Below are 17,125 nucleotides of genomic sequence, written 5' to 3'. Positions count from 1 at the left end.
ATGCTAACATATTCCTTACATAAATATCGACATCTTCACTTATCAAGAGAGGCAGAGGGACTGGCCCATTGACGCCCGGCAACCGGTTTACTAACAACACGGTGCTAATTCCAGCAAAGCAGAGCTTTGAAAGATGAGAAGAGAATGAAAACCCGTCTCTTCTAAAAGGAAGGGATTTTTTGATGTCGATTTTTGTTGACAGTTCAAAGTAGTGGTGCTAAAATCCTGTTTGTATCATTCAGAAAACTTAATTCAACAATATGAATATATGTATCTCTTATCAAGAGAGGCGGAGGGACTGGCCCGTTGATGCCCGGCAACCGTCAAGTTTATTAACTTGAAAAGGTGCCAATTCCTGCAAAGCTTTAGGCTTTGGCAGATGAGAGAACAGATGATTAAGACGTGTAAACGCCTTTCTGTTCTCAAACAGAAAGGCGTTTTTTATTATCACATGGATTTAGCGCTTTTCCCTTTAGAAGGTTGCCCGTTTACTGAGTCAATCAGTATAATGTTCGGTCACAGGGAATTGTCGCTAGTTTTTAGGAGGAACAGCGTTGATTTCGATTAAGGAATTATCAAAGGTTTTTTATACGAAAGATCAAAATGTCCGTGCAGTTGATAAACTGGACCTGGATATTGAAAAAGGTGAAATATATGGAGTCATTGGTTACAGTGGTGCAGGTAAAAGTACGTTTATCAGACTTCTAAACCGGCTTGAGGAGCCAAGTGATGGAAGTGTAACCATTGATAACGAAAATGTCACTCAACTTAATAAAAGCAAGCTGCGAGTGGCCAGACAGGAAATAGGAATGATTTTTCAACATTTCAATCTGCTTTGGTCAAGAACAGTTTACGATAACATATCTTTTCCGTTGGAAATCGCGGGTGTAAAAAAAGAAGAGCGTAAGAAACGCGTCAATGAATTGATTGATTTGGTAGGGCTTTCTGGCAGGGGGGAGTCTTATCCTTCACAGCTAAGCGGTGGTCAAAAGCAAAGGGTTGGAATTGCCAGAGCCTTGGCTAACAATCCAAAAGTACTTCTGTGCGATGAAGCAACTTCAGCACTTGATCCAGAAACAACAGACTCTATATTGGATTTGTTAGTAGACATTAACCGAAAACTGGGGCTAACGATTGTATTGATCACACATGAAATGCATGTGATTCGGAAGATTTGCCATCGTGTCGCCGTAATGGAAGAAGGAAGAATTGTGGAGTCAGGTAACGTGCTGGATGTGTTTTTATATCCGAAGCAAAAAGTTACGAGACGGTTTGTAGACCAGGTAATGGGTGATCCTGATCGCGAACATTCGTTGGGACTCATAAATGAAACGTACAAATCCGGTGAGATCGTAAAACTTCACTTTATTGGTGAGAGTACGAACCAGGCTCTTATTAGTGAACTCTCCAGAGCGTTTACGATTGATGTAAATATTCTTCATGGGAAAATTACGCAAACTCAAAAAGGGGCTTATGGAACGTTGTTTGTTCAATTTGTTGGCGATAAAGAGGAAATAGACAGAGCGATCACTTATATACAAACCACTTCTGTGCAAGTGGAGGTGAACCCAGATGAATAAAGGAATGTTCGCGAATGTAGAAATGCAGGAGATGATTACAGCAACAAAAGAAACTCTATTTATGACGAGCATTTCGGTGGCAGGAACATTCATACTAGGATTGCTACTTGGGTTACTTTTATACTTGTCAGGACCGGGGGGACTATGGCAAAACAAACCATTGAACTGGGTCACGGCTTCATTAGTTAACGTATTTCGAGCAATCCCTTTCATTATTTTAATTTTGCTATTATTTCCGTTTACCGATTTTTTAATGGGGACGATTCGCGGTCCGAAAGCGGCTCTGCCGGCCCTCATTATTGGGGGAGCTCCCTTCTATGCCAGATTGGTGGAAATTGCACTGAAAGAAATAGATAAAGGAGTAATTGAAGCTGCTAAATCAATGGGAGCAAAATATTCCACAATCGTTTTCAAAGTCCTACTGCCAGAATCGATGCCGGCCCTCATATCAGGTATTACAGTAACAGCCATTGCTTTGATTGGTTACACGGCAGTAGCAGGTGTAATTGGTGCTGGTGGACTTGGGGACTTTGCTTACTTTTACGGTTTTCAGCGCAGTGATTTTGGTGTAGTTCTTGTGTGTACTTTATTAATTGTTGTGATCGTATTTGTTTTCCAATTCATTGGGGATATGATTTCCCGCAAATTGGATAAAAGATAAACTTTATATAAAAGGGGATGGAAAAAATGAAAAAATTTTCGATTAGTGTTCTTGCTCTATTATTTATCTTAGTACTCTCAGCATGTGGCTCTTCAGGGGAAAAAAGTTCCTCAGAAGAAGGGAAAACGGAAATAAAAGTTGGAGCAACCAGTGTGCCGCACGCTGAAATTCTTCAACAAGCGAAGCCGATTCTTGAAGAAAAAGGAATTACTCTTAAAATAGAGGAATATCAGGACTACATTTTACCTAACAAAGATTTAGCTGAAGGTAGAATTGATGCGAATTACTTCCAGCATATCCCTTACTTAAAGGCGCAGGAAGCTGAACACGGATACGATTTTGCAAACCTTGGCGGGATTCATATTGAGCCAATGGGTATTTATTCCAAGGACATTTCCAGTATTGATGAAATCGAAGAAGGAACAACGGTGATTATGAGCCGGTCAGTTGCTGATCACGGACGTATTCTATCGCTTCTTGAAAGAGAAGGCCTGATTAAACTGGATGAAGGCGTGGATAAAGTAAATGCAACCGTTGACGATATTGTGGAAAATCCTAAAAACCTAAAATTTGATACAGGTGTCGATGCCGCTATTCTTCCTAAAACGTACAAACGTGAAGAAGGTGCATTAGTAGCTATTAACACCAATTACGCTATTCAGGCAGGTTTGAACCCAAGTGAAGATGCATTAATCCTGGAAGACTCTGAATCACCTTATGTAAACGTTGTAGCAGCACAAAGTGAGGATAAGGATTCCAAAGCACTTCAAACACTAGTTGATGTTCTTCACTCAGAAGAAATCCAAACTTTTATTAAAGAGGAATATGATGGCGCTGTTGTTCCAGTTGATGGAAAGTAAAATAATGTAACGCATACAATACGTGACTTCGTTAAAACTAACCGAAGTCACGTATTTTTATTTTAGGGGGCATTACGGATGGAAGAACAAGAATTTAATTGGACATCAGAATATTTGCAGGAGTATAAACACGGTATAGGGATTTTTTCAGAAAAAATGCCTGAAGCTGCCCGCCACTTTAATGCTTTTTCGGAAGCATGTTTCAATGATGGAGAACTATCTAAAAAGGATAAGCAGCTTATGGCTCTCAGTATAAGCATTGTTGCACAGGATGAGTATTGTATGGTTTATCATACAAAAGGTTGTGTCGATCAAGCTGCAAGTGAGCAGGAAATCATGGAAGCTTGCGGAGTGGCTGCAGCTTTTGGCGGCGGGGCTGCATTAAGTCAGGCAATGACACTCGTTCAAGATGCATATTCTGACTTATCTTCAGATAAACATTAAGACTACTGTATAATTTTTTGAAAAGTGGAGGAAATCAGACTTATTATAAACATATGGATGTATAAGGTTGTATTATTATTCAAAAACGCTTCAATATTCCGTTTTTAGGTTTATTTCAACTTTGGCGCGGGTAAAAATCTGTGATAAGCTAAATTGTGTAAAAAATCTGAAAGGGTTGATTTATTATTAGTGACTATTTGAGTTTGAATTACACTGCTGAAATGGAAAAAGCGATGCAACAAGCCCATAACATCAGCTACGCAGAATACAGCAGTAAGTTGGATGAAAGATTGAAAATTGAGGAAAAACGCCAACGAGAATTCGAACGGAGTCAGAAAATGGTCGCGCAAGTGGATCGTCAACTGCATAAATAGAATGATAAAGAATCAGGTGATCTTAGGACACCTGATTTTTTTGTTGCGTAAAAGTTTGTTATTATAATAGGGAAGAAACTTGTTATCTCATTAATTTATGAGCTATCAAATTAATGGGGTAAAGCACGTGCTGACAATTGAAATCAGTTGATATCAGATTCTAAATGATATAAGATTGTAATGAGAATAAATTGAGAATGGTTTTTTGATCCACAACAACCAACACATTCAATAATAATAGATTAACTGGAGGTATTATTTATGGCAGGATCAACGCTTGAAATCAAAGATCTTCACGTAGAAATTGAAGGTCAGCAAATCTTAAAAGGTGTAAATCTTACAATTACAGGTGGAGAGTTCCACGCTGTTATGGGACCTAACGGAACAGGTAAATCGACACTTGCCTCTGCAGTTATGGGACACCCAAAATACCAAGTTACTCAAGGTGAAATTCTTCTTGACGGAGAAAATGTTCTTGAAATGGAAGTGGACGAGCGTGCTCAAGCAGGCTTATTCTTGGCTATGCAATACCCAAGTGAAATCAGCGGTGTAACGAACTCAGACTTCCTTCGTACAGCAATTAATGCTCAGCGTGAAGAAGGCGATGAAATTTCTCTAATGAAATTCATCAAAGAAATGGATGGTACGATGGATACCCTTGATATGGATAAGAATATGGCTCAGCGTTACCTGAACGAAGGATTCTCCGGCGGTGAGAAAAAACGTAATGAAATCCTTCAGCTGATGATGGTGAAGCCGGCTATTGCTATTTTGGATGAAATTGACTCTGGTTTGGATATTGATGCTCTGAAGGTTGTGGCAAAAGGAATCAATCAAATGCGTAATGATACATTCGGATGCTTAATGATTACTCACTATCAACGCCTTCTTAATTACATTACACCGGACAAAGTACATGTAATGATGCAAGGGCGAGTAGTGAAGTCAGGTGGACCTGAATTGGCTCAGCGCCTTGAAGAAGAGGGTTATGATTGGATCAAGCAAGAGCTTGGCATTGAAGACGAAACCATCGGTCAACAAGCGTAATAGATAGGAGGGATCATTATGACTGTAAAAGTCTCACTACCATACGACAAAGAATATGTAACACAATTCTCTCAAGGCTTAAATGAACCAGAGTGGATGAAAACCCTTCGTCTGCGTGCCCTGGATAAATCAGCATCACTGGAGATGCCGAAGCCTGATAAGACTAATGTTAGTAAATGGAATTTCTCGGACTTTAAACATGATGTCAGCGGAGAAGAGATTGAATCATTAGGAGATCTCCCTGAAGAGATTCAAAACTTCCTGGATCAAGAAAAAGAGCAGCAAAACTTAGTAATCCAGCGTAATCATACTGCCGCTTATGGGAGCTTGGACCAAAAGTTGAAAGATCTGGGTGTAATTTTTACTGACATGAAAACTGCTGTACGAGAGCATAGTAACTTAGTGGAGCAATATTATATGACAGATGCTGTTCATGTTGATGAGCATCGTCTGACGGCGTTGCATGCTGCTCTGATGAATGGCGGTGTTTTCTTATATGTCCCTAAAAATGTGGAGATTGAAGAACCTCTGCAAGCCATTTTTTGGCAGGAAGATCCGGAAGCTTCTTTAATTAATCACGTGTTAGTTGTAGCAGAAGAAAATAGTTCAGTAACATATGTGGAAAACTATATTTCTCACAACAAAGAGGAAAAAACGTCTGCCAATATTGTTACAGAAGTTTTTGCAAAAGCCGGATCCAAGGTTGACTTTGGTGCTGTTGACAACTTTGATGTAGGAACAACCGTGTATGCGAATCGCCGAGGAGTTGCTGATCGTGATGCAACGCTTGAATGGGCGCTTGGACAAATGAATGAAGGCGATACAATTTCAGAGAACATCACACATTTACTTGGTGATAACTCTCATTCAAATGCTAAGACAGTTGCGATCGGACGTGGAGGACAAAAGCAAAACTTCACAGCAAACATCACACATTTTGGAAAAGGTTCAGAAGGATATATTCTTCAACATGGTGTTATGAAAGATAAATCTTCTGGTATCTTTAACGGAATCGGGAAAATTGAGCATGGGGCTACTAAATCAAATGCGGAACAAGAATCACGTGTTCTTATGTTGAGTAAGGATGCACGTGGTGATGCAAACCCTATTCTGCTTATTGATGAAGATGATGTAACAGCAGGCCACGCAGCTTCTGTGGGTCGTGTAGACCCAATTCAGCTGTATTACTTGATGAGCCGCGGCATCTCTCAGGTAGAGGCTGAGCGCCTAGTTATTCATGGCTTCCTGGCACCTGTTGTGAATCAGCTTCCTGTAAAAGCTGTTAAAGAACAGTTAACGAAAGTGATCGAAAGGAAAGTTTATTAATGGATATAAAAGCGGTTCGTGATGCTTTCCCGATTCTGCATCAGGAAGTTAATGGCCACCCGCTCGTATATTTAGATTCTTCCGCTACATCTCAAAAGCCTGTTCAGGTTATTGAGAAGCTGGATGAATATTACCGCGGCTACAATTCTAATGTACACCGTGGAGTGCATACACTGGGGACCCGGGCAACGGATGAGTATGAAGGTGCACGTGAAAAAGTTCGCAGATTTATTCATGCAGCAAGTACGCAAGAAATCATTTTCACAAGAGGAACAACAACAGCGATTAATACAGTCGCTGTAAGCTATGGACGTGCTAGCCTGAGTCAAGGTGATGAAATTGTGATCACCCCTATGGAACATCATAGTAATATTATTCCCTGGCAGCAATTGGCTAAAGCAACCGGAGCAACTTTAAAGTATATGCCACTTCAGTCTGACGGGACGATTCTCCTGGAAGAAGCCGAGAAGACGATTACAGAGAATACAAAAATTGTAGCAATAGCACACGTATCTAATGTACTTGGGACTATAAACCCTGTTAAAGAGATTGCTGCTATAGCCCATCGTAATGGTGCTGTCATGTTAGTTGATGGGGCTCAAGGGGCGCCTCATTTGAAGGTAGATGTTCAAGAGCTTGACTGTGATTTTTATGCTTTCTCAGGGCACAAAATGTGTGGCCCTACAGGTATCGGTGTTCTTTATGGTAAGCGATCATTATTAAATGAGATGGAGCCTGTCGAGTTTGGTGGAGAAATGATCGACTTTGTAAATCTTTATGATTCAACCTGGAAGGAGCTTCCTTGGAAGTTTGAAGGGGGCACACCAATTATTGCAGGTGCCGTAGGCCTCGGTGCTGCAATTGATTTCCTTAATGAGGTTGGGTTACATGAAATAGCTGAGCATGAACATAAGCTTGTTGAGTATGCACAGCAGCAAATGAAAACGGTCGAAGGTTTAACGATCTACGGTCCTGATAAACGAGCAGGACTAGTTACCTTTAACCTGGCAGATGTACATCCGCATGATCTGGCAACAGTACTTGATGCGGAAGGAATAGCTGTTCGTGCTGGTCACCATTGTGCTCAGCCGTTAATGAAGTGGCTTGAGGTTTCTGCTACGGCGAGAGCTAGCTTTTATCTTTACAACACTGAAGAGGATATCGATCGACTTGTTCAGGGATTACAAACAACAAAGGAGTATTTTGGCGATGTCTTTTAATAACCTAGATACACTCTACCGCCAAGTTATTATGGACCATTACAAAAATCCTCGTAATCGTGGTACAGTAGAGGGAGATCACCTTACTGTTGATATGAATAACCCAACGTGCGGTGATCGGATACAACTTCAGTTGCAAGTAAACGAAGGAGTAGTTGAGGATGCCAAATTTGATGGTGAAGGCTGTTCAATCAGCATGTCCTCAGCATCTATGATGACACAGGCCATCAAAGGGCAAAAAATTGAAGATGCAGTAAAAATGTCACACATGTTTTCTGAATTAATGCTCGGTAATGAAGTGGATGATGACAGCATCGACCTTGGTGACATTGAAGCTTTACAAGGTGTAGCTAAGTTTCCAGCACGTATTAAATGTGCTACGCTTGCATGGAAAGCAATGGAAAAAGGTGTGGACGACGAACAAGAAGATTAATTGTCTTTATATACCAAAAGGAGGTATTTAATCATGGCTAAAAAAGCGCCAGAGGTTGGGGAATATCAATACGGTTTTCATGAAAAAGATGTTTCTATTTTCCGTACTGAAAAAGGCTTGACAGCAGAAGTTGTTAAGCAAATCTCCGATTATAAAGAAGAACCGCAGTGGATGCTTGATTTCCGACTGAAGTCTCTTGAACAGTTTTACAAAAAGCCAATGCCTCAATGGGGCGGTGACTTGTCCGAACTGGATTTTGATGATATTACCTATTACGTCAAACCATCTGAAGGTTCTGAACGTTCATGGGATGAAGTACCTGAAGAAATCAAGAACACTTTCGATCGTCTGGGGATTCCTGAAGCAGAGCAGAAGTATCTTGCAGGGGTTTCTGCCCAGTACGAATCTGAAGTAGTTTATCACAATATGGAAAAAGATCTTGAAGAACTTGGTGTAGTCTTTAAAGACACGGATACAGCGTTAAAGGAAAACGAAGAGCTATTCAAAGAGTACTTTGCCAAGGTTATTCCAGCTTCTGACAACAAGTTCTCTGCACTAAATTCAGCTGTTTGGTCCGGTGGTTCCTTCATCTATGTTCCAAAAGGACAGAAAGTTGAAACACCGTTACAAGCTTATTTCAGAATTAATTCCGAGAACATGGGGCAGTTTGAGCGTACGTTGATCATCGTTGATGAAGGAGCTTCCGTACACTATGTTGAAGGGTGTACAGCACCAACTTACTCTTCAAGTTCATTGCACAGTGCAGTAGTTGAGATCATTGTTAAAAAAGATGCTTACTGCCGTTATACAACAATCCAAAACTGGGCAAACAATGTGTATAACCTCGTTACGAAGCGCGCTGTCGCCGAAGAGAATGCTACAATGGAATGGGTAGACGGTAACTTAGGTTCTAAGCTTACAATGAAATATCCATCTGTGCTTCTTAAAGGTGAAGGAGCTCGCGGAATGACGTTATCTATCGCACTTGCTGGTAAAGGACAACATCAGGATGCCGGCGCTAAAATGCACCACCTGGCACCGAATACCTCTTCTACAATCGTTTCAAAATCCATTTCTAAACACGGTGGTAAAGTAACATACCGCGGAATCGTGCAATTTGGACGTAAAGCAGAGGGAGCCCGTTCTAACGTTGAGTGTGATACACTGATTATGGATAATAAATCAACGTCTGATACAATTCCTTACAACGAAATTATGAACGAAAATATCTCGCTGGAACACGAAGCGAAAGTTTCGAAAGTCTCTGAAGAGCAGCTGTTCTATCTAATGAGCCGCGGTATTTCTGAAGAGGAAGCAACTGAAATGATCGTAATGGGCTTCATTGAACCATTTACGAAAGAACTTCCGATGGAATATGCTGTAGAAATGAATCGTCTCATTAAATTCGAGATGGAAGGTTCTATTGGTTAATAACTATAAACCCTTATCACAACAACATGTGTGATAAGGGTTTATTTTTTTGATGTGTGTTTGTGCCCCATTTGTGCCCCTTCAAAGCCATGTTGATCCCCATTTTAGGCTATTTATGCTTTGATGGATTTAAATTATTTTAAGTTCTGGTACACTATATACATAAGAATTGGAAGAATGAATATCATAAAAAAGACCGACAATGCGCGAACATTGCCGGTTCTCAATAGACTGACCCCATCAAGAGGGTAAGACTCTAACGAGGGAAAAATAGACCCACATTGCCATCACACAAGGGGGTCTATTTTTATTGCTTTTACCTGTTATAACCCAACAAGGCTGGAACCATTAAGTCATTAATACTTTTATAAAAAAGCTTGATTTGTCGACAGTAAATAAAGTTGATAAAAGTTGTGTACTTAAATCGATTGCCGATCTTCCACAAAAGGACCAGATTTTTGAATAAGGATTTTTAAAGACATAGGGATTTTGGTTTCCATTTTGTGTTAAAATGGAAACAACTTTTACAAAAATTTGTAGTATATAGTAAGAATTTAATTGAGGATTTAACCGGATAGGGGGAGACTATTGAAAAAGGTTCTTTTTGTATTTATGTTTATTTTTATCAGTTCGATTTTAGTTGCTTGTGGAGGTTATTCACCTGAAAACAACTGGGTTTTGGAAAAAAGCAGGTTGGGTGAAGTAGATGAAATTGAAACGTATGTAACGAAACTGCAGAATAATTCGGATACCAGAGGATTTAAAGTATTTACAATATCAGAAGGTAAAAAAATGGTTGTAGTATCATCTGGAAATGAAAATAAATCATTAGAGTTAGATAATGTAGATATAGTTTCAGGAGATACCAAAATTACTCTATCTGAGAGTAAAAAGAAAAATAGCGAAAATAACCCGTATATAATGGTAGGATTAGGTGCTATAGAGGGTGAGTTGTCTGTAGAGAATGTAGATGGAAATAGTTTTGAGGAAACGTATCTAGGTAAGGGAGATTAGTTCTGAAATCAAATCTTCTGTAAAAAGGCGCAAGAATTGGATAAGACTTGCGCTACTTTTGCTTTAATACGAAGGTCCAGATAACTGAATAACTCATTGCAAAAACAAAGCCAATTTGAAATAATTGGTATAATATTTTCATCTTGATTATACCTTACTGGAGTGTTGTTTATATGAATGAAATTGTTTGGAGTGATATTGTAGTCCAATTAATTACTTTTGCAATTTTAATACTAACCATTGTACTAATTGTGTTAGCTTTTCGAGAAACGATTAAACGATCTAAACAGATTGATAATATGCCAATTATATACATAGTCATTGATATAGCACTTATATTGTTACTTTGGTTTGTTCTCGATTTTATAGGAGTCAACATATCATATGTAGTTCCAAATTTAATGGAATGGGCGACAAAATTTATACTTCCTTGGATAGTATTATATTGGCTTATAAGACTTATTAAGAGTTTTGAGAAGAAATAAATCATATTTCCTCCGTTAACGGGGCGCGTTTATCGAGTAACGCGTCTTTTTTACATTTTGGACCAGTTTGTTGAACAAGAATAATTGAAGAAAGAAGGAAATGATTATTCCATTTTATGTTAGAATGAAATGGCTTTCATAATTCTTATAAAAGGAGGCAAATTGTATTCTCATAATAATTGGCGCTCTTTCTTTATGAAAAGGGCCATTTTGTTGAAAAGCTTTTGTTTTAAACTGATGAACTTGAAAGGAAATATGCTGAAAGTGAAGGTAAAGCATATATGGGGTATTAGAGAATGATATGGACGTATTTTATTATTTTTTTATTAGCAGCAATCCCTTTTTTTGAGGTAGCAATGATAGTACCGATTGCAATTATAGGTGGTATTCCAGCAATCCCAGTTATTATTATTGCATTTTTAGGCAATTTATTAACGCTAGTTTTACTTATTGTGTTTGTAGACTCAGTTCGCAATTGGCGTAAGAAGAAAATAGGCAATAAAGAAAAAAGTGACTCTAAAAATAAACGTGCGAAGAATATTTGGGATAAATACGGTTTGCCTGGCTTAGCATTCATTGGACCGTTTTTTGTAGGTAGTCATTTAACAGCACTACTAGCTGTCTCATTTGGCGGTACACGTTCAAAAACCTTAGCATTAATGACGGCTAGTATCGCATTTTGGGCAATTTTACTTGGTAGTGCAGCTTATTTGGGTTTTGATTTTCTAGTAAAAGATGATGATAATTTTGGTTTTATCACAAGACTTTTAAATCAATAACAAACATTGTTCCATTAACGGGGGCAATAGTGGAAGATCACTATTATTGGCTTTTAAAATTATCTTGAAATCAAGTATTCTGTTATCGGGCGCTTATCTTGAATAAGGAATTATTCTCTTTGCACATATAGGAGGTACACTTTATGAAAAAGATGTGGAAAATCTCTTTTGTCAGTTCATTCATAATGCTTTGTTTTATTTTATGGATGTATTTTCAAACGGATTTGTTAGGTTCAAATATTAGTTGGTATGCGTTTGTACCTGCTGCCATTGTAATGGCTGCAACCCCAGGGGCAAATCAGATCCTTTCGTTAAGAAATGGATATGTTAAAAGTCCTTCTGTAGCAATCAAAGCTGTTTCTGGACGTTTCTTTGCATTTATCTTAATGATTGGGGCCGTTGCTTTAGGCCTTGGAACTTTGATGGCTTCGTCATCCATTATCTTTCAGCTAGTAAAGTGGATTGGAGTTATATATTTGATGTATTTAGGCATTCAAATGCTTAGACGTTCTCCCAGAAGTGAAGGTCAAGATAGGGTCTCAGCCTCTCCTTCGCATGATGAAGGCCTTGCCAAAGCAAAACCAGTCCCAGTTTATGAATCAGTTAAACAAGAATTCATCGTAGCTGCTACGAATCCCAAAGCTTACATTCTTTTTGCAGTATTTTTACCACAATTTATAGACCCTAACGCTGCTAATACAGTAGGTCTTTTATTTACCGTAGGATTGCTATATATAATAATTGAATTCATCTGTTCATGTGGATATGCGTATGCAGGAGGCTTGTTATACAAAAAAAAGGCGGGATTTGATAAAGATAAACTAATGAACCGAATTGCAGGTTTTTCGATGATAGGATTAAGTATTTGGCTGGCTACTGAAAAAAGCCCTTCTAAGTAACGAGGATTAATATTATCTTGAAATCAAGTCTTCACCAAACGGGCGCTTTAATTTAATAAAACCTTATGCAGAATGATTTTCTAAAGAGTAACTGTTTCATTAAATTCGCGGATTCCTGTATTAGAACCAGAAATGAATCTCTATACATAAAGGGACCAATTAAACGGTCCTTTTATTTTTTCTGAAATTTTATAAGGATTGCAACCTTTTTGGATTATAATCGTCACTTTAATGCTGAAGATATTGTGGGGAGTTTAAAAATGCATAGGATCAATCCATTAGAACTCATTGAAGAGATTTATAAAGAACATTATGTTTATTTAAGAAATTTCTTAATAGGACTAACGAAAAATGATGAGGTTGCAGATGATATAATTCAGGAATTATTTGCAAAAATCCTTGTAAATCCATCAAGCGTTCTTGAAGTGACTTACATGAAAAGTTGGTTAGTAAAAGGAGCAAAAAACACATTTTTGGATTATCACAAAAAGAAAAAACCCGAACTGTTAAAGGATGAAAATATTATTGAAACCGTATTAATCAATAACCAGACCCCGGAAGTAAAGACAGTGGTAAATAATCAAATTGACACAGTTTTGGGTGAACTAAATGTTACAGATAGGGCAATTATACTTGCGAAAGTATATTACGGCTATGATTATCAAGAAATTAGCGCATTACTCAACATCCCTGTCTCAACTTTAAAATCCAAAGTGTTTAGAATGAGAAAACAAATGGCTAAAGAGAGGTAATCACATGGATGATAATCAAAAGGTTCATCTATTAACCCAAGAATTAATCCCTGTCATCGATGATATAGATGATGATGCAAAACAAGTTGTATTGAATCACATTCATCATTGCAGTGAATGTCAACAATTATATTCTAATGTAGTCAATCTTGAAGAGAGCTATCCAAAACCACCAGTATCCGATGAAGTTGAGATAAAGCCATTAAAAAAATTAGTACAGTTCAATCGGGGCCTGAAATTGCTTTTGGTTTCCATCAGGGCTGTGATTTTGTTTTATATTATTTATTCAGGACTAAATTTTTATGATTGGGAATCCTCTGCACAAGCAGCAACAGGTTACATTCAAGGAATAACGTTTTTGTTTTATTTCCCAGCTTCTTTATTCTTAATTATATTTACTTTAATTTTTTTCAGCAAAAAGTGGCTATGGATTTCTATAATCATAGATACGATTATTATTTTGTTTATTGACCGTTTGATAGCGTTATTTATATACTAACTCGGAGGTGCGTCTAGTGTTTACAATCGTTTTCTTTGGACTGTTTTTTGGATTGATTATTTTTGTCTTTACTCTTATAGCCTCTAAGAAAAAAGGCAAATTCTATTTAGCTCCAATAGTTACTTTCTTAACTTCTTTAGGCGTAACAGCTTATGGGTTTATTAAGGTTCGCGGATTTGAAGGCATGGCTTACGGTTTTCTAGGTGCCGGCATTTTTAGTGTGGCCGTCCTTGGAACAATACTTCTTCCATTTATAAGTAGTAAAATGAACGATAAACAGCTTGGCAAGAGGGATAAAGGGATATTAGTCGCCTTGCCCCTTGTTCTTTTTGCAACTATAGGGTTGGTCTTATATACAGATGATAATTATTGGGTGATTAATGAAGGGTTCACACCTTATGATAATCAAGAAGAAAATGAATCCCTGGATAGTTATTATAGAATATCCACTATATCAGAAGGAAAAAAGCAAATTCACGTTAGCTTAGGTGAAAAGTATGTAGGAAAAGATGTTGAAGTGGAAAAAGTTAAAGTCATAGGAAACACGGAAGTCACTTTGAAATTGGTTGATGGTGGTAAAAGTAATAAAACACCCTACATTCAAATAGGAGTGGATCAAATAGTTGAACCTTTAAAAGTACAAACCACGGAAGGAGACGTTATCCATTCGCAATTAGAAAGATTACCATAGGGATCTTTCACTACTTTTCCTATTCCAACGCGGAAGATCTTTATAAATTTATCTTGAAGCTGAGTATTCATGAAAAGGGCGCGCGCGACAAGTTCTGCTATAAACGCCTTTCGCCGTGAAAAAGCAGGAAGTTTAAACAATTAAATTTCAACTTTACAACGGAGGATGGGAATGACGGATCCATGTTTCCTGAAACCATCCCGTCAATACTCCTGCATGCGTTATAATTGATAGGTTATAGGGTATGAAGCACAGGTAGATTAGGTAGAACGAAGGCTGTAGCCATTCAATAAGAAAAGGTATGCCAACGGATATGCCTCACGGCTGAAAAACTAGATACGGTGAGAATCGTTCCTTGAGATAGGAACTGACGAACCTCCGAAAGTAAGGGTCTAAATTTTCAACGTAGGGAAACTTACGTGTCATCTTACGATGACGTGAGTGGTGTGGAGTAAAACTGCGCCCTCTGAAATACGCTATACCGAACCATGGCGGTATCCAGCTCACAGGCTTAAAGGAAGCACCTATGTTTAGTATGGAAAGCTACGTTGTAAGGTACTTGGAAAGCAAGGGACGTTGAAACAAGGGCTGTCACCCGAAACGGTTGCTATAAAGCTCCATGCTGAAAAGTATTTGTCCTTGTGAGGGTAGGGGAGTGACTGGAATCTCCTGTAATGGGAGTGGAGGAACAGCCCCAAGTCTAATGAATGAAACGATTATTTTCCGTAAGTGAATGGCACCGATCGGGTAGGAACGTGGGAACATCACTCCATAAGGAGGGATGCCACAGTGCCAACGTTGCGAAACTGGGATTATTATCATATGACGGAGACGTTTACAGACCTACATGAAAAAGCGAGTCAAGGATACAAGTTTTCTCATCTTTATGACACGATCATTTCGAGAGAAAACATCCTGCTCGCTTTTCGCATGATTAAAACCAACAAAGGGTCCAAAACGCCAGGTACCGATGGAAAAACCATCGATGACATGAAAGAGCTATCGGAAAACAATCTCGTAAACGAAGTAAGAACCAAACTAAGAAACTATCACCCGAAGAAAGTTCGAAGAGAATGGATTGAAAAAGAGAACGGTAAATGGAGACCTCTTGGGATTCCATGTATCTTGGATAGAATCATCCAACAGAGCTTCAAACAAGTTCTCGAACCGATTGTTGAGTCTCAATTCTTCAAACATAGTTACGGGTTCAGACCTCTCCGGTCTGCTCATCATGCTATGGCAAGGATACAATACTTAATTAACCAAGCGCAATTTCATTTTGTCGTCGATGTAGATATTAAAAGTTTCTTTGATAATGTGAATCACTCATTACTAAATAAACAGCTTTGGAATATGGGTATTCGAGACCGAAAGGTTCTCGCTTGTATAGCTAAAATGATCAAGTCCGAAATCGATGGAGAAGGTGTGCCTGTGAAAGGATCACCACAAGGTGGTATTCTATCACCTTTACTCTCTAATGTGGTTCTAAATGACTTAGATCAATGGGTTGCAGGACAATGGGAGGTCTTTCCTCTTACAAAAACCTACAGTTCAGATGATGCTAAAAGGCGAGCTAGAAAACAAACAAACTTGAAGCAAGGATACTTGATTAGGTACGCCGATGATTTTAAAATTCTATGCCGAGATGGAAAGACAGCTCAACGGTGGTACCATGCGGTACGTCTTTACCTCAAAGAGCGTTTAAAGTTGGACATCTCTCCAGAGAAATCTCAAATTGTAAACTTGAGAAAACGAGAATCAGAGTTCTTAGGTTTCACCATTCGTGCGAATAAAAAGGGGAAGAAACGAGTGGCCCATACAGGGGTCATTTCCTCAAAAAGAAGGAAAATCAAACAGGAAGCTAAGAAGCTCATTCGAACAATAAAAGCTTCCCCTTCTGCTGGAAATATTCAACGTTATAATAGTTTCGTTTTGGGTATTCATCATTACTTCAAACGAGCGACTCATGTAAGCCTTGCGTTCTCACGTCTTGCTTTCGATCTTAAACCATTTCTAGTGAACCGTCTTCGACCGGTTGGAAAACTAGAACATCCTTTTCAGCCACCACCTTTTTATAAGAAGAACTTTAGCTTAGGAACGAAGACTATCAACATTAGAGGGATGTACCTTTTTCCTATTGGTAATGTTAAAACATTCCATAAGATGAACTTCAGTCCAAAGCTTTCGCTTTACACAAAGAGAGGTAGAGAACAAATTTATAAAAAGTTACGACCGGATATACAACAAGAAGTCGGTTATTTAATGAAAGCTTCTCTACCGAATCGGAGTATAGAATATCTTGATAATCGAATAAGTCGGTACAGTATGAAGATGGGTAAATGTGAAATTACAGGCGAGTATTTACATGCTTCAGATGTTCATTGTCATCATTATGTACCCAAGAGTTTTGGAGGAACGGATAAGTTTCAAAACCTCCGCATTCTCCATAAAGATGTCCACCGGCTCATACACATTAGAGATATCGAGCGAATCAATTTTTATCTTGAAAAGATTCCACAAAACCAACGAATTCTAGATAAAATTAACCAATACCGAAAGGTATGTGGGATGGAAGGGATCAAGCGATCCAGTCTCGAAGAGTAACAAGGAACTTATAATTTAGTACATAT

18 protein-coding genes and 2 riboswitches are annotated in these 17,125 nt (G+C 38.4%); all 18 genes read left to right on the top strand.

All coding sequences use genetic code 11. The annotated features are described in order from the left end of the window. The first annotated feature begins 36 nt into the window (after positions 1-36). Positions 37-140, top strand: a riboswitch (SAM riboswitch). Positions 141-274: 134 nt separating this feature from the next. Beyond that, a riboswitch (SAM riboswitch) is annotated at positions 275-386 on the top strand. Positions 387-554: 168 nt separating this feature from the next. Beyond that, positions 555-1,580, top strand: coding sequence for a methionine ABC transporter ATP-binding protein (locus tag P9989_RS14910; protein WP_283075659.1), 1,026 nt, complete (start codon positions 555-557; stop codon positions 1,578-1,580). Further along, positions 1,573-2,241: a methionine ABC transporter permease gene (locus P9989_RS14905; RefSeq protein ID WP_283075658.1), complete on the top strand. Its 669-nt coding sequence runs from the start codon at positions 1,573-1,575 to the stop codon at positions 2,239-2,241. Before P9989_RS14910 ends, P9989_RS14905 begins: the two co-directional genes overlap by 8 nt. Positions 2,242-2,267: 26 nt before the next feature. Next, positions 2,268-3,101 (top strand): MetQ/NlpA family ABC transporter substrate-binding protein, encoded by an 834-nt coding sequence (locus P9989_RS14900; protein ID WP_283075657.1) that lies wholly within the window; start codon positions 2,268-2,270, stop codon positions 3,099-3,101. Between the two features lie 78 nt (positions 3,102-3,179). Further along, positions 3,180-3,545 (top strand): carboxymuconolactone decarboxylase family protein, encoded by a 366-nt coding sequence (locus P9989_RS14895; protein ID WP_283075656.1) that lies wholly within the window; start codon positions 3,180-3,182, stop codon positions 3,543-3,545. A 197-nt stretch (positions 3,546-3,742) separates the two neighbouring features. Further along, positions 3,743-3,919 (top strand): YuzK family famiily protein, encoded by a 177-nt coding sequence (locus tag P9989_RS14890; RefSeq protein ID WP_283079020.1) that lies wholly within the window; start codon positions 3,743-3,745, stop codon positions 3,917-3,919. Between the two features lie 261 nt (positions 3,920-4,180). Then, positions 4,181-4,966, top strand: coding sequence for a Fe-S cluster assembly ATPase SufC (gene sufC, locus P9989_RS14885; protein ID WP_283075655.1), 786 nt, complete (start codon positions 4,181-4,183; stop codon positions 4,964-4,966). Positions 4,967-4,984: 18 nt separating this feature from the next. Then, positions 4,985-6,292, top strand: coding sequence for a Fe-S cluster assembly protein SufD (sufD, locus tag P9989_RS14880; protein WP_283075654.1), 1,308 nt, complete (start codon positions 4,985-4,987; stop codon positions 6,290-6,292). Next, positions 6,292-7,512 carry a cysteine desulfurase gene (locus P9989_RS14875; protein WP_283075653.1) on the top strand — a complete coding sequence of 407 codons (1,221 nt, stop codon included), beginning with the start codon at positions 6,292-6,294 and terminating at the stop codon, positions 7,510-7,512. The genes sufD and P9989_RS14875 overlap by 1 nt, the downstream gene beginning before the upstream one ends. After that, positions 7,502-7,945 (top strand): Fe-S cluster assembly sulfur transfer protein SufU, encoded by a 444-nt coding sequence (sufU, locus tag P9989_RS14870; RefSeq protein ID WP_283075652.1) that lies wholly within the window; start codon positions 7,502-7,504, stop codon positions 7,943-7,945. Before P9989_RS14875 ends, sufU begins: the two co-directional genes overlap by 11 nt. A 33-nt stretch (positions 7,946-7,978) precedes the next feature. Beyond that, complete coding sequence (gene sufB, locus P9989_RS14865) at positions 7,979-9,376, top strand: Fe-S cluster assembly protein SufB (protein WP_283075651.1); 1,398 nt, start codon at positions 7,979-7,981, stop codon at positions 9,374-9,376. A gap of 588 nt (positions 9,377-9,964) precedes the next feature. Next, entirely contained in the window at positions 9,965-10,390 is a 426-nt protein-coding gene (locus tag P9989_RS14860; protein ID WP_283075650.1) for a hypothetical protein, read from the top strand. Positions 10,391-10,563: 173 nt separating this feature from the next. Continuing rightward, positions 10,564-10,875 (top strand): hypothetical protein, encoded by a 312-nt coding sequence (locus P9989_RS14855; protein ID WP_283075649.1) that lies wholly within the window; start codon positions 10,564-10,566, stop codon positions 10,873-10,875. Between the two features lie 296 nt (positions 10,876-11,171). Beyond that, positions 11,172-11,654: a small multi-drug export protein gene (locus tag P9989_RS14850; protein ID WP_283075648.1), complete on the top strand. Its 483-nt coding sequence runs from the start codon at positions 11,172-11,174 to the stop codon at positions 11,652-11,654. Between the two features lie 143 nt (positions 11,655-11,797). Further along, positions 11,798-12,553: a LysE family translocator gene (locus P9989_RS14845; protein ID WP_283075647.1), complete on the top strand. Its 756-nt coding sequence runs from the start codon at positions 11,798-11,800 to the stop codon at positions 12,551-12,553. Positions 12,554-12,762: 209 nt separating this feature from the next. Then, the gene (locus tag P9989_RS14840) at positions 12,763-13,305 is read left to right on the top strand and encodes an RNA polymerase sigma factor (RefSeq protein WP_283075646.1); all 543 of its coding nucleotides are present in this window, start codon (positions 12,763-12,765) and stop codon (positions 13,303-13,305) included. 4 nt (positions 13,306-13,309) lie between these two features. Beyond that, positions 13,310-13,804: a hypothetical protein gene (locus P9989_RS14835; protein WP_283075645.1), complete on the top strand. Its 495-nt coding sequence runs from the start codon at positions 13,310-13,312 to the stop codon at positions 13,802-13,804. Positions 13,805-13,820: 16 nt separating this feature from the next. Then, complete coding sequence (locus P9989_RS14830; protein WP_283075644.1) at positions 13,821-14,495, top strand: YesK family protein; 675 nt, start codon at positions 13,821-13,823, stop codon at positions 14,493-14,495. Positions 14,496-15,284: 789 nt separating this feature from the next. After that, positions 15,285-17,099: a group II intron reverse transcriptase/maturase gene (ltrA, locus tag P9989_RS14825; RefSeq protein WP_283075615.1), complete on the top strand. Its 1,815-nt coding sequence runs from the start codon at positions 15,285-15,287 to the stop codon at positions 17,097-17,099. Positions 17,100-17,125 lie beyond the last annotated feature (26 nt).

This window comes from Halobacillus naozhouensis (assembly GCF_029714185.1).
Taxonomy (GTDB): Bacteria; Bacillota; Bacilli; order Bacillales; family Halobacillaceae; genus Halobacillus_A; species Halobacillus_A naozhouensis.
The sequence above is the reverse complement of the archived record's forward strand: the minus strand, read 5'-3'. Positions and strand labels throughout refer to the sequence as shown.